The organism is Geodermatophilus dictyosporus, from assembly GCF_900115505.1.
In the GTDB taxonomy this organism is placed as follows: Bacteria; Actinomycetota; Actinomycetes; order Mycobacteriales; family Geodermatophilaceae; genus Geodermatophilus; species Geodermatophilus dictyosporus.
Map to the genome: position 1 here is coordinate 515690 of NZ_FOWQ01000001.1, position 26861 is coordinate 542550.

Annotated in this window: 30 protein-coding genes; 15 read left to right on the forward strand and 15 right to left on the reverse strand. The window is 76.4% G+C overall.

Annotation, left to right across the window (positions count from 1 at the left end; genetic code table 11):
- Positions 1-10: 10 nt before the first annotated feature.
- Both BMZ33_RS02350 and iolC read right to left on the reverse strand, forming a co-directional pair.
- Positions 11-934 carry a class I fructose-bisphosphate aldolase gene (locus BMZ33_RS02350; RefSeq protein WP_169063777.1) on the reverse strand — a complete coding sequence of 308 codons (924 nt, stop codon included), beginning with the start codon at positions 932-934 and terminating at the stop codon, positions 11-13.
- The gene (gene iolC, locus BMZ33_RS02355) at positions 927-1904 is read right to left on the reverse strand and encodes a 5-dehydro-2-deoxygluconokinase (RefSeq protein ID WP_169063778.1); all 978 of its coding nucleotides are present in this window, start codon (positions 1902-1904) and stop codon (positions 927-929) included. Before iolC ends, BMZ33_RS02350 begins: the two co-directional genes overlap by 8 nt.
- Positions 1905-2117: 213 nt before the next feature.
- On the opposite strand from iolC, the gene BMZ33_RS02360 reads away from it, so the two are divergent.
- Positions 2118-2855 carry a GntR family transcriptional regulator gene (locus BMZ33_RS02360; RefSeq protein WP_169063779.1) on the forward strand — a complete coding sequence of 246 codons (738 nt, stop codon included), beginning with the start codon at positions 2118-2120 and terminating at the stop codon, positions 2853-2855.
- 175 nt (positions 2856-3030) lie between these two features.
- Complete coding sequence (locus BMZ33_RS02365) at positions 3031-3423, forward strand: tautomerase family protein (RefSeq protein WP_091107340.1); 393 nt, start codon at positions 3031-3033, stop codon at positions 3421-3423.
- A gap of 185 nt (positions 3424-3608) precedes the next feature.
- On the opposite strand, the gene BMZ33_RS02370 is transcribed toward BMZ33_RS02365, so the two are convergent.
- Positions 3609-4847: an FUSC family protein gene (locus BMZ33_RS02370; protein WP_169063780.1), complete on the reverse strand. Its 1239-nt coding sequence runs from the start codon at positions 4845-4847 to the stop codon at positions 3609-3611.
- A gap of 259 nt (positions 4848-5106) precedes the next feature.
- Here BMZ33_RS02370 and BMZ33_RS02375 point away from each other — a divergent pair, with 259 nt between their 5' ends.
- Positions 5107-6561 (forward strand): sugar porter family MFS transporter, encoded by a 1455-nt coding sequence (locus tag BMZ33_RS02375; protein ID WP_091107344.1) that lies wholly within the window; start codon positions 5107-5109, stop codon positions 6559-6561.
- 61 nt (positions 6562-6622) lie between these two features.
- On the opposite strand, the gene BMZ33_RS02380 is transcribed toward BMZ33_RS02375, so the two are convergent.
- Positions 6623-7054 carry a hypothetical protein gene (locus tag BMZ33_RS02380; protein ID WP_091107346.1) on the reverse strand — a complete coding sequence of 144 codons (432 nt, stop codon included), beginning with the start codon at positions 7052-7054 and terminating at the stop codon, positions 6623-6625.
- A gap of 49 nt (positions 7055-7103) precedes the next feature.
- Between BMZ33_RS02380 and BMZ33_RS02385 the strand changes: the two genes are divergently transcribed.
- Positions 7104-7313: a dodecin gene (locus BMZ33_RS02385; RefSeq protein WP_091107348.1), complete on the forward strand. Its 210-nt coding sequence runs from the start codon at positions 7104-7106 to the stop codon at positions 7311-7313.
- Positions 7314-7376: 63 nt separating this feature from the next.
- Here BMZ33_RS02385 and BMZ33_RS02390 read toward each other — a convergent pair whose 3' ends face one another.
- A complete protein-coding gene (locus tag BMZ33_RS02390; protein ID WP_136697178.1) occupies positions 7377-8015 on the reverse strand; it encodes a hypothetical protein in 639 nt (212 codons plus the stop codon).
- Positions 8016-8462: 447 nt separating this feature from the next.
- Here BMZ33_RS02390 and BMZ33_RS02395 point away from each other — a divergent pair, with 447 nt between their 5' ends.
- The 6 genes from BMZ33_RS02395 (at position 8463) to BMZ33_RS02420 (ending at position 12921) form a co-directional block, all read left to right on the forward strand.
- Entirely contained in the window at positions 8463-9446 is a 984-nt protein-coding gene (locus BMZ33_RS02395; RefSeq protein WP_169063781.1) for a HAMP domain-containing sensor histidine kinase, read from the forward strand.
- The gene (locus BMZ33_RS02400) at positions 9443-10102 is read left to right on the forward strand and encodes a response regulator (RefSeq protein WP_091107352.1); all 660 of its coding nucleotides are present in this window, start codon (positions 9443-9445) and stop codon (positions 10100-10102) included. The genes BMZ33_RS02395 and BMZ33_RS02400 overlap by 4 nt, the downstream gene beginning before the upstream one ends.
- A complete protein-coding gene (locus BMZ33_RS02405; RefSeq protein ID WP_091107354.1) occupies positions 10099-11325 on the forward strand; it encodes a PucR family transcriptional regulator in 1227 nt (408 codons plus the stop codon). Before BMZ33_RS02400 ends, BMZ33_RS02405 begins: the two co-directional genes overlap by 4 nt.
- A 141-nt stretch (positions 11326-11466) precedes the next feature.
- Positions 11467-11889, forward strand: coding sequence for an STAS domain-containing protein (locus BMZ33_RS02410; RefSeq protein ID WP_091107356.1), 423 nt, complete (start codon positions 11467-11469; stop codon positions 11887-11889).
- A gap of 97 nt (positions 11890-11986) precedes the next feature.
- On the forward strand, positions 11987-12271 hold the full coding sequence (locus tag BMZ33_RS02415; RefSeq protein ID WP_091107358.1) for a GlsB/YeaQ/YmgE family stress response membrane protein: 285 nt from the start codon (positions 11987-11989) through the stop codon (positions 12269-12271).
- A 2-nt stretch (positions 12272-12273) separates the two neighbouring features.
- Complete coding sequence (locus BMZ33_RS02420) at positions 12274-12921, forward strand: universal stress protein (RefSeq protein ID WP_091107360.1); 648 nt, start codon at positions 12274-12276, stop codon at positions 12919-12921.
- A gap of 22 nt (positions 12922-12943) precedes the next feature.
- On the opposite strand, the gene BMZ33_RS02425 is transcribed toward BMZ33_RS02420, so the two are convergent.
- Genes BMZ33_RS02425 through BMZ33_RS22965 form a run of 10 tightly spaced genes read right to left on the reverse strand, consistent with a single transcriptional unit; the run spans position 12944 to position 21703 of the window.
- Positions 12944-13285, reverse strand: a complete 342-nt coding sequence (locus tag BMZ33_RS02425) for a cation:proton antiporter (protein WP_091107362.1) — start codon at positions 13283-13285, stop codon at positions 12944-12946.
- Entirely contained in the window at positions 13282-13542 is a 261-nt protein-coding gene (locus tag BMZ33_RS02430) for an MrpF/PhaF family protein (RefSeq protein WP_091107364.1), read from the reverse strand. Before BMZ33_RS02430 ends, BMZ33_RS02425 begins: the two co-directional genes overlap by 4 nt.
- Positions 13539-13970 (reverse strand): Na+/H+ antiporter subunit E, encoded by a 432-nt coding sequence (locus tag BMZ33_RS02435; RefSeq protein WP_169063782.1) that lies wholly within the window; start codon positions 13968-13970, stop codon positions 13539-13541. The genes BMZ33_RS02430 and BMZ33_RS02435 overlap by 4 nt, the downstream gene beginning before the upstream one ends.
- Positions 13967-15511 (reverse strand): monovalent cation/H+ antiporter subunit D family protein, encoded by a 1545-nt coding sequence (locus BMZ33_RS02440; protein ID WP_091107366.1) that lies wholly within the window; start codon positions 15509-15511, stop codon positions 13967-13969. The genes BMZ33_RS02435 and BMZ33_RS02440 overlap by 4 nt, the downstream gene beginning before the upstream one ends.
- Positions 15508-15906, reverse strand: a complete 399-nt coding sequence (locus BMZ33_RS02445) for a sodium:proton antiporter (protein WP_091107369.1) — start codon at positions 15904-15906, stop codon at positions 15508-15510. The genes BMZ33_RS02440 and BMZ33_RS02445 overlap by 4 nt, the downstream gene beginning before the upstream one ends.
- Positions 15903-18698, reverse strand: a complete 2796-nt coding sequence (mbhE, locus tag BMZ33_RS02450) for a hydrogen gas-evolving membrane-bound hydrogenase subunit E (protein ID WP_169063783.1) — start codon at positions 18696-18698, stop codon at positions 15903-15905. The genes BMZ33_RS02445 and mbhE overlap by 4 nt, the downstream gene beginning before the upstream one ends.
- Positions 18699-18758: 60 nt before the next feature.
- Entirely contained in the window at positions 18759-19403 is a 645-nt protein-coding gene (locus tag BMZ33_RS23895) for a hypothetical protein (protein ID WP_342027941.1), read from the reverse strand.
- Positions 19333-20049 carry a hypothetical protein gene (locus BMZ33_RS23900; RefSeq protein ID WP_091107373.1) on the reverse strand — a complete coding sequence of 239 codons (717 nt, stop codon included), beginning with the start codon at positions 20047-20049 and terminating at the stop codon, positions 19333-19335. The genes BMZ33_RS23895 and BMZ33_RS23900 overlap by 71 nt, the downstream gene beginning before the upstream one ends.
- Complete coding sequence (locus BMZ33_RS02465) at positions 20046-20549, reverse strand: hypothetical protein (protein WP_091107375.1); 504 nt, start codon at positions 20547-20549, stop codon at positions 20046-20048. The genes BMZ33_RS23900 and BMZ33_RS02465 overlap by 4 nt, the downstream gene beginning before the upstream one ends.
- On the reverse strand, positions 20546-21703 hold the full coding sequence (locus BMZ33_RS22965; RefSeq protein WP_091107377.1) for a baeRF2 domain-containing protein: 1158 nt from the start codon (positions 21701-21703) through the stop codon (positions 20546-20548). Before BMZ33_RS22965 ends, BMZ33_RS02465 begins: the two co-directional genes overlap by 4 nt.
- Positions 21704-22288: 585 nt before the next feature.
- On the opposite strand from BMZ33_RS22965, the gene BMZ33_RS02475 reads away from it, so the two are divergent.
- From BMZ33_RS02475 to BMZ33_RS02495, 5 genes are all read left to right on the forward strand, one after another.
- Positions 22289-22468, forward strand: a complete 180-nt coding sequence (locus BMZ33_RS02475) for a hypothetical protein (RefSeq protein ID WP_091107379.1) — start codon at positions 22289-22291, stop codon at positions 22466-22468.
- 184 nt (positions 22469-22652) lie between these two features.
- Positions 22653-22922 (forward strand): GlsB/YeaQ/YmgE family stress response membrane protein, encoded by a 270-nt coding sequence (locus BMZ33_RS02480; RefSeq protein ID WP_091107380.1) that lies wholly within the window; start codon positions 22653-22655, stop codon positions 22920-22922.
- Positions 22923-22930: 8 nt separating this feature from the next.
- The gene (locus BMZ33_RS02485) at positions 22931-24784 is read left to right on the forward strand and encodes a glycoside hydrolase family 15 protein (protein ID WP_091107383.1); all 1854 of its coding nucleotides are present in this window, start codon (positions 22931-22933) and stop codon (positions 24782-24784) included.
- Positions 24781-26178, forward strand: a complete 1398-nt coding sequence (locus BMZ33_RS02490) for a glucose-6-phosphate dehydrogenase (RefSeq protein ID WP_091107385.1) — start codon at positions 24781-24783, stop codon at positions 26176-26178. The genes BMZ33_RS02485 and BMZ33_RS02490 overlap by 4 nt, the downstream gene beginning before the upstream one ends.
- Positions 26179-26337: 159 nt before the next feature.
- Positions 26338-26820 (forward strand): TetR/AcrR family transcriptional regulator, encoded by a 483-nt coding sequence (locus BMZ33_RS02495; RefSeq protein WP_169063785.1) that lies wholly within the window; start codon positions 26338-26340, stop codon positions 26818-26820.
- Positions 26821-26861: the final 41 nt, after the last annotated feature.

A 26861-nucleotide genomic window follows, 5' to 3' on the forward strand; every position in this document is an offset into this window, starting at 1 on the left:
GCGTCGCCCGTCAGTGCACGAGGGAGACGGCGGTGTCCACCGCGGCCTCGACGTCGTCGTCGGGCGGGTAGAGCAGGGTGCGGCCGACCACCAGGCCGCGCACCGAGGGCAGCGCCAGCGCGTCGCGCCACTGCGCGTAGGTCTCCTCCGGGCGCCGCGACGGGTCGCCGCCGAGCAGCAGCGTGGGCAGCGTGGTGGCGTCCATGACCCGCGCCATCTCGTCGACCACCGGCAGCTTCAGCCAGGTGTAGGCCGACGTGGCGCCCAGGCCCTGGGCGATGTGCACGCTCCTGACGACCGCGTCGGGGGAGAGGTCGTTGACGACCCGGCCGTCGACCCGGCGGGAGAGGAACGGCTCGAGCATGGCGACGACCCCGGCGCGGGCCAGCTCGGTCACCGCCCGGCCGGCCGACTCCATCGACACCACGGTGCCCGGGTCGTCGAGGTCGAAGCGGTTGAGCATCTTGGCCGCGTCGAAGCGGGCCTCGACCACGCCGCGCACGTCGTAGGCGGTCATCCGGTCGTCCATCTCGAAGGTGGAGCCGGCCAGGCCGCCGCGGTTCATCGAGGCGACGACGACCTTGTCCTCCAGGGCGCCCAGGAGCAGGAGGTCCTCGGCGATGTCGGCGGTGGCCAGCAGGCCGTCGACGCCGGGCCGGGCCAGCGCGGTGCGCAGCCGGTCGAGCATGTCGGTGCGGCTGTTCATCGCCGTCGGCCGGCCCTGCGCGGCCAGCGCCCCGCGGGCGGGGTGGTCGGCGGCGACCAGCATCAGCCGGCCGTCCTCGGGCAGGAACGACGGGCGCCGGCGGCGGGTGGCCAGCGCCTGCCCGATCGCCTCGGGGTGGCGGCTGCGCAGCTCGGTGACCTCGGCGTAGGTGGCGCACAGGGGTGCGCTCGTGCCGACGTCGGGCAGGTCCAGGGCGGTGTCAGACACGGGTGCTCTCCAGGGTGGGGGAGGGGGCGTGCGCAGCGACGTGCGCGGCGACCTCGTCGGCGGTCGGCATCGCGGTCGAGCACTCCAGGCGCGAGGCGACGATCGCCCCGGCCGCGTTGGCGTTGCGCAGCACCTGCTCCAGCGGCAGGCCGGCGAGCAGGCCGTGCACCAGCGAGCCGCCGAAGGCGTCGCCGGCGCCCAGGCCGTTGACGACCTCGACCGGCGTGGGCGGCACGACCACCCGCTCGGTGCGGGTCCTGCCGAGGACGCCGCGGGGACCCTGCTTGACCACGGCGAGCTCGAGGCCGGCGTCGAGCAGCGCCTCGGCGGCGCGGTCGGGGTCGGTCTCGCCGGTGGCGACCTCGCACTCCTCGCGGTTGCCGACGGCCACGGTCACGTGCGGCAGCGCCGCCCGGACCTGCTCTCCGGCCTCCTCCGGGGAGGACCAGAACACCGGCCGGTAGTCGAGGTCGAGCACGGTGTGCCGCCGCCGTCCGCGCGCCTCCCAGGCGGCGTGGTGCGCCGAGCGGGAGGGCTCCTCGGACAGGCCGGTCACCGTGGCCCAGAACAGCCGCGCGTCGCGGACGGTGTCGAGGTCGAGGTCGGCGGGGCGCACCTGCAGGTCGGGCGCGGTGGGCCGGCGGTAGAACCACAGCGGGAAGTCGTCGGGCGGGAAGACCTCGCAGAAGGTCACCGGCGTCGGGTGCTCGGGGTCGACGACGACGAACCGGTCGTCGACCGAGAGGTCCCGCAGCGCCCGCCGCACGAACCGGCCGAAGGGGTCGTCGCCGACCCCGGTGACCAGCGCGACGGTCTCGCCGAGACGGGCGGCGGCCACCGCGACGTTCGCGGCGCTGCCGCCCAGGTACTTGCCGAAGGTCTCGACGTCCTCGAGACCGACGCCCACCTGCAGCGGGTAGACGTCGACGCCGCTGCGGCCCATGACCACCACGTCGGGTGCGTTCTGCACGGTGAGCTCCGTCCCGGTACGTCGTCCTGCGGTGACAGGGACTGTGCTCCACCGCACAGGGGCTCGTCAAGACTTTGTCAGGACATAAGCACAGCAGGACGTGCGGACGTCGGCATGCCCCGACGTGGGGAGGTGGCGGTGCGGCGGCGGGTGCGATCATCCGGGGGCGCCCCGCCGGAGCCGTCCCGCCGGCGTGCGCGGGAGGAGGACCAGGTGGCCGTCACGCCGACCTTCGACATCGACCGCTCGAGCCCGACGCCGCTGTACTTCCAGCTGTCGCAGGCCCTCGAGCGGGCCATCACGGAGGGCAGCCTGCCCGCGGGCTCGAAGCTGGCGAACGAGCTCCTCCTCGCCCAGCACTACGGGCTGTCGCGGCCCACCGTCCGCCGCGCCGTCCAGGAGCTCGTCGACAAGGGGTTGCTCGTGCGCAAGCGCGGGGTGGGCACCCAGGTCATCGCGCCGCACGTCCACCGGTCGGTCGAGCTGACCAGCCTCTACGACGACCTCACGCGCGGCGGCGAGGCGCCCACGACCGAGGTGCTCTCCCTGGAGCGGGTCCCGGCACCGGCCGACGTCGCCCTGGAGCTCGACCTGCCGGCGGGTGAGGAGGTCGTGGCCCTGCGGCGGCTGCGCCGGACCCGCGGCGAACCGCTGGCGATCCTGACCAACTACCTGCCCGGGCGGTTCGAGCCGACGTCGGCCCAGCTCGCCGAGCGCGGGCTCTACCAGTACCTGCGCGGGCAGGGCGTCCACCTGCGCGTGGCGCACCAGCGCATCGGTGCGCGACTGGCCCGGGCCGACGAGGCGCGGCTGCTCGACGAGCCGCCGCGGTCGGCGCTGCTGACCATGCAGCGCACCGCCTTCGACGACAAGGGCGCCGCCGTGGAGCACGGCCGGCACGTCTACCGCGCCTCCCGCTACGACTTCGAGACGACGCTCGTCGGCCGCTGAGGCGCGCCCTCCCGTTCCCGCCCGTCGCCCCTCGCCGCGCCCGCCCGGCGGCGTGTCGGGCCGTGCTGCGCCCGGGATCTGACGAATGGGTCTATACAAAGTCCTAATGTCCTGACATAGTCCTTCAGCGTGTGGCCGGCGTCACGCCGGTCGACCCCACGTCGAGGGAGGCCCCGTGCCCCTGGTCCGCATCGACGTCGTCGAGGGACGACGCAGCGCCGAGCAGCTCCGCCTGCTGGCCGACACCGTCCAGGAGGTCCTGCTCGACGTCTTCGCCGCGCCGCCCCGGGACCGCTACCAGGTGCTCACCGAGCACCGGCCCGGGCAGCTCATCTGCGAGGACACCGGGCTGGGCATCGAGCGCACCGACGACCTGGTCGTGCTCCAGGTCTTCCAGCAGGGGCGCTCCGACGAGCAGAAGCGGGCGCTGTACGCCGGGCTGTGCCAGCGCCTCGGGGAGGCCACCGGGCTGGCCCCGGGTGACCTCGTCGTGTCCGTCGTCGGCAACACCCGCGCCGACTGGTCCTTCGGGCTGGGCCGGGCCCAGTTCCTCGACGGCGACCTCTGACCCGGCACCCCTGACCCGACACCCCTGACCCGGCGACCCCTGACCCGGTCCCCTGGCCGGGCGCCCCTGACCCCGGCGCCCCCACCCGCCCCCGACCCCCGAGGAGGGACGACGTGTCCGCACGACACCCGGTCCTCGCCGGCGGCCCCACCGCCGCGGGGCACCTGCCGGCGTCCCGGCCGGCCTCAGGACGGGCGGCGGCCCAGGCGCAGCCGGTGCGCGGCGAGCAGCGCGGCGCGGGGGACCGGCAGCGCCGCGGCGTCGTCGGCGGGCCCGGGGCCCAGCTCGTCGAGCATGCGGTCGACGGTGGTGAGCAGGGCGGAGTTCAGCTCCCACAGCCCCGTCCGGCTGCGCGGGTCGCCGATGAGCAGGTCCGCGACGAGCGCCCGGCCGCTGCCCAGCGCCGTGAGGGACGACGCCAGGCGCTCCTCCGCGGCGCGCCGGGCGTCCCCGGGCCCCGCCGTCAGCACCCGGCCGAACTCCCGGACGACGGTGCCCATGCGCTCGAGCAGGCTGGCCGTGGTGCGCCGGACGGTGTCGGCGTACTCGGCGTCGTCGCGGACGCCGGTGCGCTCCCGGGTGGCGTCGTCGACGGCGCGGAACAGCGTCCGCAGCGAGACCGAGGTGTACTCCAGCGCGTCGAGCCCGGTCCGCACGCCGGCGGTCGCGGCCCACGGCGACCGCAGGGCGCGGACGTTGAGCCGGCGGCTCTCCTCGGCGTGGGCGAGCGCCCGGTCCAGGCGGGGCACGTGCCGGTTGAGCCGGCGGGCGTCCTGCAGCCAGCGGGCGGACTCCTCCGCGGTCACCGGGCCGGCGAGGAGGGTGCCCGCGGCGTCGTCGAGCAGCGCGGCGATCTCGCCGGCGAACCGCTCGACCGAGCGGACCGCGTACCGGGTCTGCACGGCCGGCGGGAACACCACGTTGACGAGCATGCCGACGGCCGCGCCGAGCAGGGTCTCCAGGACCCGGTCGCCGCCCACGGTCTCCGCCCCGGAGGCGCCGACGCCGAGCACCAGCATCGCGCTGATCGGCACCTCGACCAGGTGCGGCCCCAGCCGCAGCAGCTGGCCGACGACGATCGCGGCCGCGACCAGCGCCGCCAGGCTCCACCAGGTGAGCCCGACGACGGCGACGAACCCGACCGCCAGGGCGACGCCGGCGACCACGCTGAGCACCCGTTGCACCCCGTTGACCAGCGTGCTGGTGAGCGTCGCCTGCACGACCAGCAGCGCGGTGAGCGCGGCGATCAGCGGCGGCGGGTCGTGCAGCCCGGCGAGCTGGGCGACGACGAAGGCGGCGACGGTCGCCCCGGTCAGCCGCAGCGCGCGGAACGCCGCGGTCCGGCCGCGACGGCGCACCAGCTGCACGGCGCCCGCGACGAGTCCGCGGACGGGCCCCCGCCCGCTCCGGCGCCAGGGAGCCACGACCTCATCCTCCGCGACCCCGCCCGGCACCGGCACCCGGCGCGCCGACCGGTGCGCCCCCGCGCCGTCCCCTGCGCACCACCCGCCCGTCGCGTCCCGGCCCGCCGGCCGCGAGCGGTGTTCCGCCGGCGCGCCCCGTGCGGCCGGCCCCGCGGCCGCGACCCCTCCGCCGCGCCGGCCCACCCCGCCCACCCCACCGCCCGACCCGCCCGTTCCTCCCACCCGGGGCCATGACGCCCTCCACCCGAAAGAGCGGCCCATGTCGATCCACTCGTCCGCCGGGACGTCCTCCGGCGCGCAGCGCTCGCCGGCGAACAACCGGTTCCTGATCAAGCTGACGGTGATCTCCACGCTCGGAGGTCTGCTGTTCGGCTACGACACCGGGGTCATCTCCGGTGCGCTCCTGTACATGCAGGACGACCTGCAGCTCACCACCGTCACCGAGGCCGTCGTGGTCAGCTCGCTGCTGTTCCCCGGCGCGGCGTTCGGCGCACTGCTCGGCGGCAAGCTCGCCGACGTCCTCGGCCGCAAGGGCAGCCTGCTCGTCTGCGCCGGGCTGTTCCTCTTCGGTGCGCTCATCTGCGCGCTCGCGCCCAACGTGCCGGTCATGACCGCCGGCCGGATCCTGCTGGGCTTCGGCGTCGGCGCCGCCGCGGTGACCTGCCCGCTCTACCTCGCCGAGATGGCCCCGGCCGACCGGCGGGGCCGGATGGTCACCATCAACGAGCTGATGATCGTGACCGGCCAGTTCCTGGCGTTCGCCATGAACGCCCTGCTCGACGCCCTCATCAAGGACCCGCACGTCTGGCGCTGGATGCTCGGCGTGGCCACGGTGCCCGCGATCGCGCTGTTCGTCGGCATGTTCTTCCTGCCGGACTCGCCGCGCTGGTACGCCGTCCGCGGCCGGCTGCAGGACACCCGGCGGGTCCTCTCCCTCGGGCGGGGCCCGGCCGAGGCGGCCGAGGAGTACAACGTCATCGCCGAGCACGCCAAGCGCGACGTCAGCGAGGACAAGGGCGCGGCCATGCGCGACCTGCGGGCCTTCCCGTGGATGCGCCGGATCCTGTGGATCGGCTGCGGCCTGGCCACGGTGCAGCAGGCCACCGGCATCAACACGGTGAACTACTACGCCCCGACCATCCTCCGGTCGACCGGGCTGGGCGCCAGCGCCTCGCTGATCCTGACCATCACCGTCGGCGTGGTGGCCATCATCGGCACGGTCTTCGGGATCTGGCTGATCGGGCGGGTCAACCGCCGGCCGCTGCTGCTCACCGGGTTCACCGGGGTCGCCGCCGGGCACGCGGTCCTGGCGCTGTCCTTCCTGCTGCCCGAGACCGCCTTCCGCAGCTACCTCATCCTCGCCGCGATGCTCTTCGTCGTCTTCTTCGTGCAGACGTTCATCGGCACGCTGGTGTGGCTGCTGCTGTCGGAGATCTTCCCGATGACGATCCGCGGGTTCGCCATGGGCATCGCCGTCTTCGTGCTGTGGACGGTGAACGCGGCCATCTCCTTCGCGTTCCCGCCGCTCGTGGCGACCCTCGGCGCGACCCTGACCTTCGGGCTGTTCGCGCTGGTCAACGTCGGCTCGCTCACGTTCGTCACGAAGTTCGCGCCGGAGACCCGGGGGCGTTCGCTCGAGGAGCTCGAGGACGACTTCCGGACCCACCACCCGGCCGAGGTCCGCGAGGCCCCGGTCGGCGTCCACGGCGGCTGACCCGCCCGTCCGACGGTGCCCGCCACCCCGCCCGGGGCGGCGGGCACCGCCGCGTCCTGCGTCAGAGCAGCCGCGGCAGCGGGCGGACGACCAGCCGCTCCTCGACCGGCCGGCCGTCGACGACCAACCGCGCCCGCCACACCCCGGAGGTGCGCAGGGGGGTGATCGGGTCGCCCTGCACCAGGCGGGCAAAGGTGTCGCGGGCCTCCTCGGCCGTCGGGTAGGACTCCCACCGCGGCACCCGCTGCAGGGGCGCCAGCGACTCGATGCGGTGCGGATCCCGCCCGTCGTCCGGCGGCGGGCCGGGCTCCTCCGGGACGACGGCGGACAGCCGCGGCCGGCCCAGCACGTACCTGCCGTTGCGCCGGACGCCGAGCCAGTCGTAGTTGCCGGTGGCCAGCTTGGCCCACAGCACCTCGGGCTTGCGGCACTGCTCGAGGACGGGGTAGAGCTGCTGGCCGAGGACGACCTGGGCGTGCGAGCGGTCGGGCACCGCCCGATGCTAGGGGCACCGGCGCTCCCCGGCCCGAGAGGAGACCCCCGTGAGCAACCACGTGTACCGGCTCAGCGAGGTCGTGGGCAGCAGCCCGACCAGCGTGGACGACGCCATCCGCACCGCCGTGCGCAAGGCGGCCGAGACGGTCCGCAACCTCGAGTGGTTCGAGGTCCAGGAGGTCCGCGGCCAGGTGGCCGACGGCGACGTCGCGTACTTCCAGGTGACGCTGAAGATCGGCTTCCGCGTCGAGGACTGACCCCGCCCCGCGGTCCGGGGAGCTCGACGCGGCGCGCCGGGCGCCGAGCAGGACCGGCGGTCCTCAGCGCCCGGAGGTCGGCTCGTCGGGTCGCTCCGCCGTCGGCAGCGCGGGGCCGGCGTCCCGGACGTAGGGCCGCGGGTCCTCGCCGGGTCCCTCCCCGAGCCAGCGGCGGAAGCCCTCCGGGTCCCGGCGTCGGATCTCCTCGAGCAGCAGCTCCCGCACCCGGACCGCCGCGTGTCCGTCGACGTGGAGGCCCGCGCTGCTGCACCGCCACTCGTCCAGCAGTTCGTCGAGTGGCAGTCGCCGGAGCAGGGGCTGCAGCGAGGACGGGTCGGGACACGGCGACGCCCGTGCGGGCACGCCCGTCGGGAGGGTCTCGCGGGAGACCTGCGCGATCCAGTGGAGTCCGCAGAGCGTCGTCAGCAGGATGACGACCACGGACAGGGAGCTCCCGCCCGGGCCCAGGGCCTCGGTCCCGCTGATGAAGGGGAAGAACAGGCCGGTGGCGGTGGCCGCGGTCAGGCGGCTCTGCAGCGGCGCCCGGCCCCCGGGCTCGAGGGCCCAGTGGACGAGCTGGGCGAGCCCGGCACCGGCTGCCCCGCCGAGGAGCACCGTGACGAGCAGCAGCGGTGTCCCGGCGGCGAGCACACCGAGCAGCGCCACCAGCACGAAGACCGTGCCCAGGACCCGGATGGCCACGCGGTTCAGGGCCAGCAGGACCCGCGACGACCCGCGCTCCGCACCGGTCGTCGACCCGGGGCGTCCCGGCGGACCGCTCACGTCGGCGGCCGGTCGAGGGGAGGGGTGCGGCGGGGACGGCGCTGCGGCGAGCGCCGGGGACGCGAGGGCATCCGACCTCCTGGCGGCATCGGCATCGGCGTCGGCATCGCCGTCGGCATGGGCGTGGTCAGGTGGGCGACCGTACGTCTGCGGCCGGGCCGTGGTCAGGGAGGCGCTCGGAACCCCACCGGCGGCGCAGGTTGCCGGGAGCCGGAAGCCGGGGCGAGCGGCAGGGGCGACTCCGTCCGGATGGGGTCTGGACCCCATCTTCGGTCGCGTGCCTGGTCGGCAGGCGGAGCGTGCACGACGCTGGAGGCAGGCGGACGGACCGTCCCACCGAGGGACGGACGACGGAGGAGCGATCACATGTCCCGGCAGGTCGGGCTGTCCCTCTTCTGGCGGGTCTGCCTGATCAACACGGCCGTCTTCCTCGTGGGCGTCGTCCTGCTGGCGGCGACGCCGGCCACCATCTCCTCGCCGGTCGAGGCGAGCGAGGTGTTCCTGCTGGCCGGCTGGCTCGCCCTCATCGTGGCGGCCAACGCGATGCTCCTGCGGGTGGTGCTGTCCCCGCTGGACCGGCTCCGGCAGCTGATGGGCGACGTCGACCTGCTGCGGCCCGGGCAGCGTCTCCCCGAGGAGGGGAACGGCCCGACCTCGGCGCTGGTCGGCAGCTTCAACGCCATGCTCACCCGCCTGGAGGCGGAGCGGGCCACCAGCGCCGGCCGGGCGCTCGCGGCCCAGGAGGGCGAGCGGCGCCGGGTGGCGCAGGAGCTGCACGACGAGGTCGGGCAGAGCCTCACCGCCGTGCTGCTCGGCCTGCGGGCGGTGGCCGACCGGGTCCCCCCCGACCTGGCGCCGGAGGTCCTCGCCGTGCAGGAGACCGCGCGCGCCAGCCTCGACGAGGTCCGTCACGTGGTGCGGCGTCTCCGCCCGGGCGTCCTCGACGACCTCGGGCTGGTCAGCGCCCTGACGTCGCTGGCCGGCGAGCACGCGCGCCTCACCGGCGCCCGGGTGCACCGCCGCTTCAGCCCGTCGCTCCCGGACCTCGACGACCGGGTGGAGCTGGTGGTCTACCGGGTGGCCCAGGAGGCGCTGACGAACGTGGCGCGGCACGCGGGTGCCGGCTGCGTCGAGCTGGAACTGACCGAGACGGGAGAGGGAGCGGCGTTGCTGCTGCGGATAGCCGACGACGGACGGGGGATGGACGGGGAGCCCGAGGGAGCGGGCCTGCGCGGGATGCGGGAACGCGCGCTGCTCGTGGGCGCCGACCTGTCCTTCTCGACGAACGGGATCCGCGGGACGGACGTGCGGCTGCAGATCCCGCTCGTCCCGGGGCCGGTGACACCGTGAGCGCCGGGCGGCCGACGCGGATCCTGGTCGCCGACGACCACGGCATCGTCCGACACGGTGTGCGCAGCCTCCTCGACGGCGAACCGGACTTCACGATCGTCGCGGAGGCCCGCGACGGTGCGGAGGCCCTCGCCCTGGCCCGGGACGTCCCGGTGGACCTGGCGGTGCTCGACGTGGCCATGCCCCGGATGACCGGCCTGCAGGCGGCGACCGAGATGTCCAGGCGGTGGCCGGCGATGCACATCCTGATGCTGTCGATGTACGACAACGACCAGTACTTCTTCGCGGCGCTCAAGGCGGGCGCCTCCGGCTACGTCCTCAAGTCCGTCGCCGACCGGGACCTGGTCGGGGCCTGCCGCGCCGCGGTCCGCGGCGAACCCTTCATCTACTCCGATGCGCTGGGTTCCCTGATGAGGGAGTACGTCGCGCGCGCGGACCGCGGCGAGCAGCAGCCGACCGGCCTCCTCACCCCCCGCGAGGCCGAGGTCGTGAAGCTCATCGCCGAGGGACGGTCGTCGAGGGAGATCGCGGCGCTCCTGGTCATCAGCGTCAAGACCGTCGAGCGCCACCGGGAGAACGTCCTGCAGAAGCTCAGGATGCAGGACCGCACGCAGCTCACGCGCTACGCCATCAAGACGGGACTGATCGAGCCATGACCACAGTCGTGCAGCGGACGGCACCCCCCGACGCCGAGCGGGCGCTGGCCGAGTTGTCGGAGGCCGTCGCCGCCCGGCTCGGCGTCCCCGCCGCCCTCCTCGACGGCTACCCGGAGGCCCTCCTGGCGGTCGCGCGGACCGGGCGCCGGCTCAGCCTCGAGGAGCAGGCCAGCTGCCGCCGTCTCGGGGAGCAGGCGGTGGGGATGGGCGTGGGCCTCCCGACGATGGTCGACCTGCACATGCAGGCGTCGCGGCGGCTGTGGTCCCGGCTGCCCGAGCTCCTCGGTGCCTCGCGCGGGCGGGCGGTGCGCGGCGGCGAGCTGCTCGGCATCGGCGAGGCGGTGTGGCGGGCTGCCGACGCCGCGCTGGGCGCAGTGACGGCGGGCTACCTCGAGGCGCAGCAGTCGGTCGTCCGGCAGGAGGAGGAGGAGTGGCGGGAGTTCGTCGACGACCTGCTGACCGGCCGCTCCGGCGTCGCCGCATCGATCGAGCGGGGGGAGCACTTCGGCCTGCAGCTGGCCGCCGGCCGCCACGTCGTGGTCGTCGTCGAGTGCGACCGCGCGGTGAACGCCGGCAGCGGGATCCGCAGGATCGTGGAGGACGCCGCCCGGACCCACCTCGGGAACCGGGGCCTGCTCGTGGCGGCGAAGGAGGGCCGGGTGGTCTGCGTGGCCGCGCGCTCGCCCGAGTCCGGCAGCACCGAGCACCTCGGCACGCAGGTGGCCCAGCTGGCCGGCCCGCTCACGGCACGGACCGTCGGCGGCCGGGGCTGGCGCGTGGGGGTCGGCCGGCCCCACGCCGGACCGCTCGGCGTCCAGCGCTCCTACCAGGAGGCACTGGGTGCGCTGGACACCGCCGCCCGCCTCGCGCTGCCCCAGCGCGTCGTCCACGCCGCGGACCTCCTGGTGTACCGCGTCCTGGGCCGCGACGAGACGGCGCTCGCCGAGCTGGTCGGCGCCGTCCTGGGCCCGCTGACGCACGCCCGCGGGGGAGCCGAACCGCTCATCGAGACCCTGGACGCCTACTTCGCCGCGGGCGGCAACGCCACCGAGGCGGCACGCCGGCTGCACCTCAGCGTCCGGGCCGTGACCTACCGGCTCCAGCGCGTCCAGGAGCTCACCGGCTACGCGGCGGGGGATCCCTCCGACCGCCTCTCGCTGCTGGTGGCGGTGACCGGTGCACGGCTGCTCGACTGGCCGCGGCGGGCCCTGGTCACCGGGTGACCCCCCGGCACCTGGCCCGGCGGCGCGACGGCCGGTCGCCGGTCCGGACGCGGAGTTGCAGGGTCCGGGCAGCCAGGCGGTGGGACAGTCGTCCGGTTCCGGCGGTGGGCCGCTGCGGGCGGCGTGCCTACGTTCCCCAACATGAGCCACCGGAAGACGCGTGAGACCACCGCCGCCTCGGGTTGGGACCTCGAGGTGACCGTCCGCCGCGAGGGACCCGGGCCGGTCCTGCGGATCGACGGCGACCTGGACCTCGGCTGTGCGCCGCTGGTCACCGCCATGGTGGACCACGCCGCGGCCGTGTACGGCCGGCCGGTGGCCGTCGACCTGACCGGCGTCGCGTACGCCGACACCCACGGCCTGGCACCCCTCCTGCGCGCCGGTGTGGTGATCCGGCGGACCTCACCCCAGGTCCAGCGGCTGCTGCGGCTCCTCGGCCTCGCCGTCGGTGCCGGACCGTCCCGGCCCGTGCCCGTCCCCGTGCCGTCAGGAGGCAGGGACCGTTCCCCGCGGGCACGGCCGCACCGGCGTCGGCCCGCCCTGCGCCCGGCGCTGCCCCGGTGAGGCCGGCGCACCGCGCAGGTCGCCCGGTCCCCACCGCCACACCCACCGGACCGGTCGGCCAGGACCGGCCGCCCACACACCCACCTCGGAGGACCCCGTGCTCTCACTGCTCTGGCTGCTGGTCGTCGGCCTCGTCGCCGGCCTGCTCGCACGTGCCCTCGTCCCCGGCAAGGACTCGATGAGCCTGCTGGCCACCCTCGTGCTGGGGGTGAGCGGATCCCTGGTCGGCGGCCTCCTGCTCGGCCTGCTCACCGGCGGCCTGCGCGACCGCGGCTTCGGTCCGGCCGGCCTGATCGGGTCGGTGACCGGCGCCGTCCTGGTGCTGCTGGCCCACAACCGCTGGACGGCCCGCCGGCAGGCGCTGCCGGGTGGCCGCCGCTGACCATGGGCACCCTCTCCTGGACGCTGCTGCTGCTCGCCTGGGTGGCCACGGGCGCCACGGCCGTCGTCCTGCTCCTCCACCGGCGGGGACACCGCGAGGGCTCCTGGCTGCTGATCGGGGCCGTCCTGGGTCCCCTGGTGGTGCCGATCGCGCTCGAGCGCGCGGCACGCACCGGCCGGCGCCTGGAACGGCGCGTCGCCCGGGCCGCGGATCCGGCGCCGGCCCGTGACGACCGGTTGTGCGTCCTCGTCGGCGTGGACGGGTCCCCGGAGTCCGAGCAGGCCGTCCGGGACGCCGCCCGGCTGGTGGCCCCCGCCGTCGGCCGGCTGCTCCTGGTGACCGTGGTGGACCCCGACGTGACCGAGGCCCGCGACGGTGGGGAGGAGCAGCGCAGGCGCGCCCGCGAGCTCCTCGAGGAGTCGGCGCGAGCGCTGTCGGCCACCGCGGCGACCGTGGAGACCGAGGTCGTCGCCGGGCAGCCGGGTCCCTGCCTGCTGCAGCTGGCCGAGGACGAGGACGTCGACCTCGTCGTCGTCGGGCGGCGCGGCCGGGGGCTGTCCCGCACCGTCCTGGGCAGCGCGGCGACGACGCTGAGCAGCCGGGCGGGCCGCCCGGTGCTGCTGGCCGCCCCGCCCGGCGCCCGTCCCTGACCCGCAGGGGCCAGGGCACGGGTCAGGCGCCCGTGCCGCCGCCTCCGTCCGGCCGGTCGCGGTGGGTCCCCGGGACCAGCGGCGCCCGCGACAGCCAGGCCGCCTCGCCGATGGCGTAGCCGGCGATCGGCACGGTGAACAGCTGCAGGGCGGCGGCGACCAGCAGCACCACCACCGCGGTGCCGCTCGGTGCGAGCACCACGACGCCGAGCAGCACCGACACCAGGCCCAGGCTGGCCGCCTTCGCCACGGCGTTCGCCCGGTTGTACACGTCGGGCAGGCGCAGCAGGCCCACGGCGGCGATGCCGATCAGCAGCACGCCGAGTCCCACGAACACGTCCCCGACCAGCGTCTGCGGTGTCACGACGACGACCTCGCGGCGACCAGCCGGGCGAAGGCGACCGTCGACAGGAAGCCGACGAGCGTGGCCACGAGGACCAGGTCCAGCAGCGCCGGGCGGTCCAGCCGCACGGCCAGCAGGGCGATCGCCGCGACGACCACCGCGAAGCCGAGGTCCACGGCCAGCGCCCGGTCGGCGTCCGTGGGTCCGGCGACCAGCCGCAGGGTCGCCGCCCCCAGCGCCAGGGCCAGGACGACGAGGGCGGCGTCCAGCAGGATCACGTCGTTCTCCTCCTGAGGTCGGGGCCGGCGCCGGGGTCCTCGGATCCCCCGTCCTCGGATCCCACCGGCCGCCAGGCCGACAGCATCTGGTCCTCGAGGGCGCGCAGGTCCGCGCGGAAGGCGTCGAGGTCGCCGGCGTGCATGCCGTGCACGGTCAGCCGCGAGTGGTCCTCGCTGATCGCCAGCACCATCGTCCCCGGGGTGAGGGTGACCAGGCTCGCGTAGGAGGCCACCTCGACGCGGGTCCGGGACCGCAGCGGCACCTCCACCACGGCGGGGGCCAGGCCCTCCCCGGGGGTGACGATCTCGCGCGCCACCGCGTAGTTGGCCCGCAGGAACCGCAGCGCGTACGCCGCGGCGAAGGCGGCCACGCGGCGGGCGCGCAGGAGGGCGCGGCGCGGCAGCGGCGGGGGACCGGCGACGCTCACGGCCCGGTCACCGCCTCGGCGTAGGCCCCGGTGTCCAGCAGGCCGGCGGCCGCGGCGTCGGCGGCCGCGAGCAGCGGCTCGGCCCACACGCCGAGCACCACCGCCAGGCCGGCCAGCACCAGCGCCGGGGCGGTCAGGGCCGGCCGCAGCCGGGTGCGCGCCGCGGTGGCGGTGCCCCGCCCCCCGTCGTCGCGCCGGTCGCCGTCGCGGGGGTGCCCGCCGGCCCCGGCGTCCTCCGGCGGCGCCTGCCAGAACACGGTGTTCCAGACCTTGAGCATCGAGGTGAGCGTCAGCAGGCTGACCCCGACGACGACCGCGGCGGCCAGGTACTGCCCCTCGGCCACGGCGGCCGTCGTCAGCCCCAGCTTGGCCACGAAGCCCGACAGCGGCGGGATGCCCACCAGGGCCAGCGCCGAGACGCCGAAGGCGAGGGCCAGCGCCGGCTCGCGGCGGCCCAGGCCGCCCAGCCGGGCGAGGTCCTCGGTGCCGTGGCCCACGCGCACCGCGCCGGCGCACACCAGCAGCGCCGCCTTGACCAGGACGTACTGCACGAGGAAGAAGACGGCCGCGGCCAGCCCGGCGGGGGTGGACAGCGCCAGCCCCAGCACCACGTACCCGATCTGGCTGACCATGTGCGCGGTCAGCACCGGGCGCATCGCCTTCTCGCCGACCGCGCCGAGCACGCCGACCACCATCGTCAGCAGCGCCGCGGCCAGGACCACCCAGAGGAAGCGCCGGTCGCCGTCGAAGAGCACGGTGTGGATCCGGATCAGGGCGTAGACGCCCACCTTGGTGAGCAGCCCGGAGAACAGCACGGTCACGGCCGGGCCGGTGGCCGAGTACGTCGCCGGCAGCCAGCTGTGCAGCGGGACGACGGCGGACTTCACCGCCATCGCCAGCAGCACCACGGCGCCCGCGACCGCGACGGCCGGGCTCGCCGCGGCCGCGCCGACCAGCTCGCCGAGGTCCACCGTCCCCGTCACGCCGTAGAGCAGGCCCACGCCGCCCAGGAAGACCGTGGAGGCCAGCAGGTTGACCGTCACGTACAGGCGGCCGGCGGCCAGCCGCCGTCCCCCGCCGGCGGCGGTCAGCAGCACGTAGCTCGGGACCAGCATCACCTCGACGAACACGAAGAGGTTGAACAGGTCGGCGGTGAGCAGGGCGCCGTACACACCCGCGGACAGGACGAGGGCGAGGGGCACGAAGAAGGGCGCCTCGTCCTCCCCGGTGGCCGCGGCGAAGGCGAGGGAGACCAGCACCAGCAGCGCGGTGACGGCCAGCACCAGGGCGCTGAGCACGTCGCCGGTCAGCGTGACGGCGATGCCCGCCGGCCAGCCGCCGAGCCGGAGCACCGGCCGGTCGCCGTCGAGCGTGCCGGCGAGCAGCACCGCGGCGACGGTGAGGACCCCGGCGCTCACCGTCGTCCCGACCGCCCGGCGCAGCAGCGGGGACCGGCTCCGTCCGGGGGGGTCGAACAGCACGAGCAGCCCGGCGGCGGCCAGCGGGGCCACCACCGGGACGGCCAGCAGGCCGCCGTTCACCGGGCGCCCCGGGTGCGGTCGGCCGGCACGCGGCCGGCGACGTCGGGCTCCCCGTCGCCACCGGTGTCCCCGCCGGCGTCCCCGCCGGCGTCCCCGCCGGCGTCCTCGTCCCCGTCCCCGGCCCGGACCAGGGCCAGCAGGTAGACGGTGATGCCGAAGGTGATGACGATCGCGGTGAGCACGAAGGCCTGGGGCAGCGGGTCGGCGGCCGCGGCGGGGTCGCCCTGGCCGATCAGCGGCAGGTCCCGCCGCTGCATGCCCCCGGCGGAGAGCACGAGGACGTTGACCGCGTGCCCGAGCAGCACGAAGCCGAGGACCACCCGCAGCAGGCCGCGCTGCAGGACGAGGAAGACGCCCCCGGCGACGAGGACGCCGACGGCGACGGCTGCGGTCATGGTGCCCCCTGTCGGCTCGGGACGTCGGGAGTGGCGGCGACCTCCCGGTGGTCACCGGAGGACGGGCCGGGGACCGCCGGGACCGGTCCGCCGCCGAGCCGGTCGAACGCCGTGACCAGCAGGGCCAGCACCAGCAGGTAGACCCCGAGGTCGAACAGCAGCGCCGAGCCGATGCCGAGGGCGCCCAGCAGCGGCACCTCGACCGGGGTGAGGAGGGGCTCACCCCGGACGACGGCGAACAGGCCCGTGCCGAGGGCGAGCAGCAGGCCGCCACCGACCAGCGAGGTGGGGCGCAGCAGGCGCGGCAGGCCCGGGAAGGCGTGCGCGGTCTGGTGCAGGCCGACGGCGGTCCCGGCGACGAGCGCGGAGATGAAGCCGCCGCCGGGCTCGTCGTGACCCCGCCACAGCAGCCACAGCGAGAGAGCGGCCATCCCCGGCACGAGCACCCGGGCGGCGACCTGCAGCACGAGGCCGCCGCCGGTCCCGTCCGGCCGGCCCCGTGCCGCCCGGTCCGGCGCCGCCTCGGGGGCCCGCCGTGCCACGACCACGAGCAGCCCGAGCGCGGCGGCACCCAGCACGATCGCCTCACCCAGGGTGTCCATGCCGCGGAAGTCGACGAGCACGGTGTTGACGACGTTGGTGCCGCCGGTCTGCGGCTCGGCGTTGTCCAGGAACCACGCCCCGGCCCCGGAGATCCCGCGGCGGCCGGTGAGCGCGTACACCGCGGCCGCCGCACCGGTCCCGGCGGCGACGGCGAGGCCGGCGGCCAGCACGGTGCGCGGGCGGTCCGAGCCCGGCAGCCGCGGTGGCCGGGACCGCAGCACCAGGACGGCGACGACCGCGGTGAGGACCTCCACCAGCAGCAGGGTGAGGGCCACGTCGACGGCGCCGGCCAGCAGGAACCACACCGCGACGACGAGGCCGACGACGCCGACCAGCCCCAGGGCGGCCAGCGCCGACCGGGCCAGCACCGTGCCGGCGACGGTGAGGACGAGCAGCGCGAGCACCGGCCAGTCCAGCGCCCGGTCGGTGGGCCCGCGCTCCGGCAGCCCGCCGACCGCGGCCACGCCCACGGCGCCGAGCACTCCCAGCGCCACGAGCGGGCGGGCCAGGTGGGGAGCCAGGTCGCGGCTGCGGTCGGGCCGCCCCACGGCGGAGCCGAGGTCGAGCACCGCGTCGTGGGCGCGGTCGAACACCGCCGCGCCGTCGGGGAGCCGCAGCCGCTGCAGTGCCCGGTCGACCGGGTCGCGCCGCAGGAACAGGGCGGTGCCGACGGCGATGGTGATCGCCGACATGACCACCTCGGGGCTCAGGCCGTGCCAGAACTCGAACTGCGGCACCTCGCCGGCGGGCACGACGTCGGCCGCCGCGCGGGTGACCACCGGCCGCACCCAGGCGATCCCCGGCCCCAGCAGCAGCCCCGCCGAGGCCGCGACCACGGCCGGGGCCAGGAACGCGGGGGAGGGCTCGTAGAGGTCGGGCTGGCGGACCGGCCCGCCGAAGGCGCCGTGGACGATCCGCACGCCGTAGGCGAAGGTCAGCGCCGACGCCGCGACGGCGAGGGCGCCGGCGACCGGTCCGGCCCACGGCGCGACGTCGGCCTGGACCAGCGACTGGAACAGGTACTCCTTGCTGACGAAGCCCAGCATCGGGGGGACGCCGGCCATCGACAGCGCGGCCAGGGCGGTGACGGTCGCGGTGACCGGCATGACCCGGCGCAGGCCCGACAGCTCCCGGATGTCGCGGCTGCCGGTCTCCTTGTCGACGACCCCCACGAGCATGAACAGCGTCGCCTTGAACAGGGCGTGGGCGAAGGTGTGCAGCATGGCCGCGGCCAGCGCGGTGGGGGTGCCGACGCCGATCACCGCGACGAGCAGGCCCAGTTGGCTGACCGTCGACTGGGCCAGGATCGCCTTGAGGTCGTGCTCGCGCAGCGCCAGGAAGGCGCCGGTGACCGCCGACGCCAGTCCCACGGTGACCAGCAGCGCCGACCAGGCCGGCTGCCCGGCGAACAGCGGCGTGGTCCGCATGAGCAGGTAGATGCCGGCCTTGACCATGGTCGCCGCGTGCAGGTAGGCGCTCACCGGGGTCATGGCGACCATGGCGCCGGGCAGCCAGGAGTGCAGTGGCACCTGGGCGGACTTGGTGAACGCGGCGAAGGCGATCAGCGCGCCGATCGGCCAGGCCAGCGGCGAGGCGAGCACCTCGTCGCGGGCGGCGAGGACGGTGGACAGGTCGGTGCTGCCGACGACCACCGACAGCGCGACGACCGCGACGAGCAGCGCCAGCCCGCCGGCCGCGGTGATCAGCAGCGCCCGCCGGGCCGGTGCCACCGCCACCCGGCCCGCCGTCGCCAGGAGGAAGAACGAGCAGACGGTCGTCAGCTCCCAGAACACGTACAGCAGCACCAGGTCGGCGGCCAGGACGAGCCCGAGCATGGCCCCGGCGAAGGCGGTGAGCAGGCCGTAGACGGTCCCGGTGCGGCCGCCGTCGCCCACGTACCGCGGGCAGTAGGCCATGATCAGCGTGCCCACGCCGAGGACGATCAGGCAGAAGAGCGCGGCCAGGCCGTCCAGGCGCAGGGCGAACGACACCTGCAGCGAGGGCAGCCAGGACCAGGAGGCGGTCACCGCACCGCCGTCGAGCACGGTCGGCGCCCCGGTGGCCAGCAGCGCGCCGGTGACGGCGAACCCGGCGGCGAGCACGTAGCCGGTGTTCCGCCCCAGGCGCCGGTGGAGCAGGGGGGCGGCCGCGGCCAGCACGGCCATGACCACCAGGGCGACGGCGGGCATCAGCGCCGTCCGGGACCGGCGTGCCGGCCGCTCACCCGCACGCGAGCACTCCGCTGGACGTCACGACGGCGAGCCTCCGGGGTCGGACGACGGGGATCGGGGATCGGATACCGGTCGGCCGCCGGGGCTCACCGCGTGGTCCCGGCAAGCCGGCCGTACCGGACCTGCCGCGGACCGGCAGAGTGGTCCGGAGCGCCGCTGGCCGGATCCGCCCCCACGGCGCGACGGGACCGTCCGACCTCGCCGGGTGGTGCAGCAGGGGACGTCGCCGGCCCGCCACGCGGCGAGGAACGGCCCGAGGGGGTGACGCTCCAGCCCCGACGGGGCGCCGCTGCCGTCGAGGTCGGCCTCCTGGCGTCCGGTGCCCAGCGCCTCGCCGGTGCGCAGCCGGAACGACACGCCCGCCCAGCGCCAGCTGTCGACGGTCACCGTGAGCTCCGTGCGGGTCCCGGTGCCGCGGCCGGGGCCGGCGCCGTCCTCGGCGGCGGAGTCGGGCAGGTCCCGGCCGTCGACGGTGCCGCCGGTGCAGCGACCGCGCAGGCTGCCGGTCCGCGGGTCCGACGGCGGCCGGACGGCGCGGAGCACCGGCGTGCGTGTCACCAGCACCTCCTGCGGTGCGGGTGGTGGCGGGCGGTCAGCAGGCCGACTCGTCCGGTCGCGGCGCCGTGTCGTCCGCGACCGCACGGAGGTGGCGTTCCGGTGCACCCGCCGCGCCGGTGCACAGCCAGTGGTCGAACCCCTCCGGGTCGCGCCGCCGGATCTCCTCGAGGACGGCCTCCCGCCACTGGACGACGGCGTGCCGGCGGGCGGCCGAGGACCGGTGCACCTGATCGCCCGAGGCGTGCCACTCGGCGACCAGGTCCTCGAGGGGGAGCGTCCGGAGCAGCTCGGGCGGGGGACAGGTGTCGGCGGGGTCCTCGCGCAGCGGTGCGGGACCTCCCCGGCCGGCCGGGACCGCTCCCGGGTCCAGCCGGTGGATCCACACCGTGCCGTGGACCGACAGCAGGCCGACCGCCACCAGCAGGAGGTGGGCTCCCGCGGCCCCCAGCACCTGGATGCCGGTGCCGAACGGGACGACCAGCGCGGCGGCGGTCGCCACCAGCACGCCGTTGGACGGGGGCGGCGCGGCGACGCCGGCCGGCCTGGCCGCGTCGGCCAGGCGCCGGATCGACCGGGCCAGGGCCCAGGCGGCGGCCCCGGACACCAGGGCCACGGGGAGGACCCGGGGGCCGGCGTACAGCGCACCGAGGAGCGCCGCGCCCACGCAGCACGCGCCGACCGCCAGCGTGCCCAGGTGCAGGAGGGCCCGCCCTGCCCGGCGGACCGGAGCGCCGCCCAGGACCGCGGTCACCGGACCCTCCTCCCCGCCGTGGGGACGGGGGCGCCGTCCGCGGCGCCGGCACCGGCAGGTGCGACGGCCGGTGTGATGGCCGGTGTGATGGCCGGTGCAGCGGTGAGCGTGCGCCGCAGCCGCCGGTTGCTGCGCGGTTCCCGGCGGGTGGCCGTGTCGTCCAGCTGCCGCCGCAGGCCCTCGCACACCCTCCTGACCGCCTCGTCGAGGTGGCGCTGCGCCGAGCTGGCCACCAGGCGGGGTCGCCCGGGGATCCAGCACTCGAGGGTGAGCCGCTGGCCCGGGCTCCCGCGGCCCTTGAGGGAGACCTCGAGCTCCACGTCGCGCGCCGGGTGGCGGGCCAGCTGGGCGTCCAGGCGGGCGAGCATGCGCACCAGGACCTGGCGCTCCTGCTGGGTGAGGCCGGCGGCCAGGCGCAGGCAGCCGGCCACGGTGGCCGGCTCGGTGCCCGTCGCCGGTGCGCCCTCGCGGGCCGGTCGGATCGGATCGGGGGAGCTCATGACAGCACTCGCCTCCTCGGGGGTCGGGACACGTCGACGGGAGCGCGCAGGAGGGCGCCCACCCCTCCGTCGAGCCGTCGTCCGTCCCGGACGGTGCGGACGACGGCGGACGTGGCGCCTGCCGCGTGCACGAGGACGTCGGACAGGCGGACGGAGCGCTCGACCGGCGGTGCGGCGCGGCGGCGCCCGCCGAGGGCGGCCGGGCGGTCGAGCACCAGCCGCCGCACGCGGTGGTGGTCGGCCGCGTCCGGCGCGATGAGCACCTCCTCGGCCTGGCCGTGCACGACCGCCCGCAGCGTCGCCGAGACCCCGACGCAGGCCCGGCCGTCGGAGAGGCCGCCGAGCACCTCGTCGACGACGGCGGCCTCCTCGACCGCGGCGGCGTCGGCTGCCATCAGCCGCGCCCGGGCGGTCAGCGACCGGGCGTCGGGGGCCGACCGGACGGGGACGAGCAGCGACCGCGTCCGGGGCTCGAGCCGGGCGCGCAGGAGCGGCGTCGTCCCGGCCTGGCCGCCGGTGACGACCAGCCGGGCCCGGCTGCAGTCCACCAGCCAGGTCAGGGCCTCGCCGACGGCCCGCGCGTCGGACGTCCACTGCTCCTCGGCCCGGGCGAGCAGCTCGTCGGGGGCCGAGCCCCGGATGAGCAGGTCCTCGCCGACGACCTGGCAGAGGAGGTCCGGGGCCCCGGGCTCGACGAGGAGCAGGTCGGCGCCCCGCCGCTCGGTGAGCACGACGACCACCGGGACCTCCCGGTGCCGTGCCGCGAGCAGAGGGGACAGGTGCGGGTAGGGACCGAGGGAGGCCTGCTCGGCCACCGTCCGGGACAGGTGCTCGACGTGGCCGCGGCCGTCGGCGCCGGCGAAGGCGGCCACCGTCTGCCCGTCCACGGTCGGCCCGCTCGGCGGCGCCTGGCGCACGCACTCGTCGAGCGTCTCCAGCAGCGACTCGGTCGCGCCCTCGTCCCGCAGCCGGCGTCGCATCGCCTGCCAGCGCGCGAGCACCCGGTCGGCGCCGTCGCGGACGCCGCCGCGCGTCCCGAGGTAGACGGAGGCCACGGGGCCGGTGCGCCCCAGCTCGCGCAGCTGGGTCGGTGGCTGCCACGGCGCGGGCGGCCGGGTCGTGCGGTCCGTCGGTCGTGGCGTGAGGGTGGTCATCCCGGCCTCCTGACGGGTCGGAGCGTCGTCGCACCAGCGCGGGTCCGGCGGTGCTGCGGCTGCGGACCGGACGCTAGGAGGGGGCACCGGCCCGGGGGCAGGACGGCGCCCGGCGAACAACCGGCCGGCCAGGTTGCCGACACCGCGCACCGGGGAGGCCCGGGGCCGCCGCGCCGGGCCCGCGTCCGTTGCCGCGGTGCGGCACGGGAGGAGGGACCGCCTGCCGGGCCGGGACGTGGAGCCGGCTCGGCGAGCACCTCGGGGACGACGACGGCCCCGTCGACCGGTGACGGGCGGCCCGGCGCCGCGCCGGGCCCTCCACCGGGGTGCACGCCGACCCGGCCCTGGACGCCTCGCTGCTCCGCGTCCCACCGGTCGGTTGCCTGCCCGGCGACGCCCCCCGCGTCACCGCGACCACCGGCCGACTCACCGAGGAGTCGGCCGTCGGGCCCGGGACCGGGGTACCGGCCGGTGCCCGGTCCCGGCAGGCGCCGGTGCGCCTTCCGTGCCGACAGTGCACCGGAGGGGAGGGGCCGCAGGGGGCAGACCGCAGGTGCCCGTCCCGTTCCCCCTGAGGAGGTCCCCGTGCTCTGGATCGCGCTCGTCCTGCTGCTGGCCCTGGCTGCCGGCGTCCTCGGCACCCTGCTGGAGGTGGCGCTGTGGGCCCTCGTGCTCCTGGTCGTCGGCTCCGCGCTGGTGGGGCTCGTCGCCTGGCGGGCGGTGTCGTCCCGGGCGGGCTCCGCCCACCGGCCCGGCCGGCCCTGATGCCCTCCGGCTCCCCGAGGCGCGGGAGGCGCTCAGCGGTGCCGTCCCAGGCGCGACCAGGGAGGTGTCCGCGCGGCGAGGCCGGTGGTCCACGACCACCCGGTCCGTGCGCCCGCGCGGTCCGGAGGACCACCCCCGTCCGCGGCCGCGGACGGGGAGCTCACAGCGCCACACAGGAGGCATCGTGATCTGGGACCTGATCGTCCTGCTCGTCATCGGCCTGGTGGCCGGCGTGATCGCCCGGGCCGTCATTCCCGGCAAGCAGGACCTGAGCATCGTCGCCACCATCGTGCTGGGGATCGTCGGCTCCTTCGTCGGCAACCTGCTCGGCGGGCTCCTCAGCGGCCGGGGTCTCGAGTTCGGCACGGCCGGCTGGATCGGCTCCGTCGTCGGGGCGGTCATCGTGCTCGGCGTCTACGTCGCCGTGACCGGCCGGCGCAGCCGCATCCGCTGACCACCGCCGTGCTGACGACGTCGCTGTCCCGTGTGGACGGGTACCTGCCCATCGAGGACCACGGGCTGATCGGGGACGGCGCCACCTGCGCCCTGGTCGCCCGCGACGGGTCGATCCCGTGGATGTGCCTGCCCGAGTTCGACGGCCCGCCGTTCCTGGCCGGCCTGCTCGACGCCGACCGCGGCGGTGCCTTCACCCTCGCCCCGCGCGGACTGCGGGCCGGTGGGCAGCGCTACCTCGACGAGAGCAACGTGCTCGTCACCGAGCTGACCGGTCCGGACGGCGTCGTGGAGCTCACCGACTGCCTGGCGCTGCGCTCCGGAGCCGATCTGGGCGAGCTCGTCCCGGCCGGCCGCAGCGAGCTGCTGCGGGTCGCGAGGGTCGTCTCGGGCGCCGCCGAGCTGGAGGTGCGACTCGCCCCGCGCGACGACGTGCGCGTCACCCGCGAGAGCGGTGCCTGGCGCATCCACTGGCCCGCCCGTCCCGAGCTGGTCCTGGTGCTGTGGTGCTCCCACGACCTGGAGGTCGCTCCGGACGGGTCGATCGGGGGCACGGTGCAGCTGCGCGCCGGGGAACGGCTGACCGCCTCCCTGCACTGGTCGGGCACCACGCGGCTGCTCGACCGCGCCGACCCGGCCCGGCTGGTGCACCAGACCGCCCAGGTCTGGCGGTCGTGGGCCGGGAAGCTGGACTACGAGGGCCCCCAGCGCGGCCTGGTCCTGCGCTCGGCGCTGGCGCTGAAGATGCTCGACCACGTACCGAGCGGGGCGATCATGGCGGCGGCGACGTCGTCCCTGCCGGAGGAGATCGGCGGCGTGCGCAACTGGGACTACCGCTACACGTGGGTGCGCGACGCCGCGTTCTCCACCTACGCCCTGCGGCAGGTGGGGATGCCCGGCGAGTCCCGGGCCTTCCTCGCCTGGACGCTGACCAACGTCGAGCGGGACGGGCGACCGCACCTGATGTACGCCCTCGACGGCGGTCAGCCGCCGCCGGAGCAGGAGGACGCCGCGCTCTCGGGCTACCGCGGGTCGGCGCCGGTGCGGTGGGGCAACGACGCGGCCGGGCAGACCCAGCACGACGTGCACGGGGAGCTGCTCGACGTCGCCTGGGGATGGGTCAGGTCCGGAGGCCGGGTCGACGACCACCTGTGGACGGCGCTGTGCGACCTCACCGAGGCCGCCATCGAGAACTGGACCACCCCCGACCACGGCATCTGGGAGGTCCGCAGTCCCGGGCGGCCGTTCACCTACTCGGTGGCGCTGTGCGCGGTCGCCGTCGAGCGGGCGCTGCGGATCGCCGACGCGCGGGGGCTGGACCACCCGCGCGACCGGTGGCGGGCCGAGCTCGACCGCATCCGCTCCGCGGTGCTCGAGCGGGCCTGGGACCCCGAGCGCGAGACGTTCACCGAGCAGCTCGCCGACGACGACGGCGGCCGGCGCGGCGGCCTGGACGCCTCGCTGCTCACCCTGCCCCTGCGCGGTCTGCTGCCCTTCGACGACCCGCGGATGGTGGCCACGGTCGCGGCGGTGAGTCGGCACCTGGATGCCGGCGACGGACTGCTCTACCGCTACCTGCACGAGGAGTCCGACGACGGGCTGCCGGGCGGGGAGGGCGCGTTCCTGCTCTGCAGCTCCTGGCTGGCCGACAACCTGACGGGGCAGGGGCGCCTGGAGGAGGCCCACGACGTGTTCGACTCGCTGTGCGCCCGGGCCAACCACCTGGGCCTGCTGCCGGAGGAGATCGACCCGGGCACCGGCGCGTTCCTGGGCAACTTCCCGCAGGCGTTCAGCCACCTCGGGCTGATCGCCAGCGGGGCGAAGCTGGCGCGGGCCGAGGCGGCCCGGGGGCGGGCGCGGTGAGCCGCTCGTTCGTCGTGCTGGGCGGCACCGGTGACCTCACCGGGCGGCTGCTCCTGCCCTCGCTGGCCCGGCTGCACGAGACCGGCGTCCTCGGCGACGAGAGCGGCCTGCTCGCCGTGGCCCGGGACGAGTGGGACCGGCGGGCCTACCGGGAGTGGGCACGCGGCCGGCTGGCCGCGCACGCCGGAGAGCTGCCGGAGGCCACCCGTGACCGGCTCGTCGGCCGGCTGGACTTCGCAGCCCGGGACGTGACCGACCCCGACGACCTGCGGGCCGCGCTGTCCCGGGTGGACGGCGAGCCGGTGGTCTACCTGGCCCTGCCGCACACGCTGTTCCGTCCCACGCTGACGGCCCTGGCCGAGGTCGGGCTGCCGGAGGGTGCCCGCGTGGTCGTCGAGAAGCCCTTCGGCACCGACCGGGCCGACGCGCGGGTGCTCAACGAGCTGCTGCACCGGCTCCTGCCCGAGGAGGCGGTCTTCCGCGTCGACCACTTCCTGGCCAAGCAGACCGTGCTCGACGTCCTCGGCCTGCGCTTCGCCAACCGGGTCTTCGAGCCGGTGTGGAACGCCGCCCACGTCGAGCGGGTGGACATCGTCGCCGACGAGACCCTCGGCCTGGAGGGGCGGGCCGGCTACTACGACCGGGCCGGCGCCCTGCGGGACATGGTGCAGAACCACCTGCTGCAACTGCTCGCCGTCGTGGCCATGGAACCCCCGCTCACCGTGGACGCCTCCTCCCTGCCGGCCCGCAAGGCCGACGTGCTCCGGGCCGTCCGGCCGCCCGCCGACGTGCGGGCCGCCAGCGTGCGCGGCCGTTACACCGCGGGCACCGTGGCCGGCCGCGCGGTGCCGGCCTACACCGACGAGGACGGCGTCGACCCCGCCCGGCAGACCGAGACCTACGCGGAACTCACCGTGACGGTGGACAACTGGCGATGGGCCGGCGTGCCGTTCCGCCTGCGGAGCGGCAAGGCCCTGGGTGCTGCCCGCCAGGAGATCGTCGTGCGGTTCCGGCCGGTGCCCCACCTGCCGTTCCTGGACGCGGAGCCCGAACCGGACGTGCTGCGGCTCTCGCTGTCCCCCGACGCCATCGCGCTGGAGGTCGACCTCAACGGCACCGGGGACCCGTTCGACCTCGAGCGCGAGGTGCTCGCGGCGCGGATGGCACCGCACGACCTGCCCGCCTACGCCCTGCTGCTGCGCGAGCTGCTCGACGGTGACACCACCCCGTCGATCAGCGACGTCGAGGCAGAGGAGAGCTGGCGCATCGTCGAGCCGGTGCTGGCCGCGTGGGCCGCCGGCGAGGTGCCGCTGCGCGAGTACCCGGCCGGATCCGGGGGACCGGCCGGCCACCCTCCGCCGCCGGCACCGGCCCGGCCGGAGACGTCGGCCTGACCAGGAGCTCGACCGCCCGGAGACGTCGGTCGAGGGCGCCTGACGACGGGATGCCACCGAGCGAGCGACGCGGGCATCGGCCTGCTGGCCGCCGAGGGCGTCCCCGGCCTGACCCACCGCGCGGTCGAGCGGGCGGCGGGTCTGCCGGCGGGGACGGCGGTGAACGACTTCCGCAGCCGCGAGGAGCTGCTGGTGGCCACGGCCGAGCGGGTCGTGTCCCTGTACCCGGCCGACGCGGGGCGCACCGACCGCGCGGTCGACGTCGGCGGGGCGTCCGACCCCCTGACCGAGTTGCTCGCCGCGTCACTCGTCGACGCCGCCACCGTGTCGCACGACCGGTACCTGGCGATCTTCGAGCTGCAGCTCGAGGCGAGACGGCGCCCGGCGCCGGCCGCCGCCCTGGCCCACCTGGAGCCCGTGGCGGCCGCCTCCACCGCCGACGGGCACGCCGCGCTGGGCCTGCGCGTCCCGCCCGAGGCGGTCGGCAGCCTCACGACCCTCTGCGGGGGAGCGCTGTTCGTGCTCGTCGCCGGACCGGGAGCCGTCCCACCCGACGCCGTCCGGCAGTTCGCGCGGGCGGTCGTCCACGGCGCCCTCGGCGCGCACCCGGGTGGGGCGCGCGGCCGGGCCGGTCCCCGCTGAGCCGAGCGGTCGCCGTCCCGCGTCGGCTGGGACACTGGCCT

Coding starts and splice junctions, on each gene's coding strand:
- BMZ33_RS02395 (WP_169063781.1), top strand. CDS start 8,463: ATGTCCCGGCAGGTCGGGCTGTCCCTCTTCTGGCGGGTCTGCCTGATC.
- BMZ33_RS02375 (WP_091107344.1), top strand. CDS start 5,107: ATGTCGATCCACTCGTCCGCCGGGACGTCCTCCGGCGCGCAGCGCTCG.
- BMZ33_RS02420 (WP_091107360.1), top strand. CDS start 12,274: ATGGGCACCCTCTCCTGGACGCTGCTGCTGCTCGCCTGGGTGGCCACG.
- BMZ33_RS02445 (WP_091107369.1), bottom strand. CDS start 15,906: ATGACCGCAGCCGTCGCCGTCGGCGTCCTCGTCGCCGGGGGCGTCTTC.
- BMZ33_RS22965 (WP_091107377.1), bottom strand. CDS start 21,703: ATGACCACCCTCACGCCACGACCGACGGACCGCACGACCCGGCCGCCC.
- BMZ33_RS02465 (WP_091107375.1), bottom strand. CDS start 20,549: ATGAGCTCCCCCGATCCGATCCGACCGGCCCGCGAGGGCGCACCGGCG.
- BMZ33_RS02405 (WP_091107354.1), top strand. CDS start 10,099: ATGACCACAGTCGTGCAGCGGACGGCACCCCCCGACGCCGAGCGGGCG.
- BMZ33_RS02410 (WP_091107356.1), top strand. CDS start 11,467: ATGAGCCACCGGAAGACGCGTGAGACCACCGCCGCCTCGGGTTGGGAC.
- mbhE (WP_169063783.1), bottom strand. CDS start 18,698: ATGCCCGCCGTCGCCCTGGTGGTCATGGCCGTGCTGGCCGCGGCCGCC.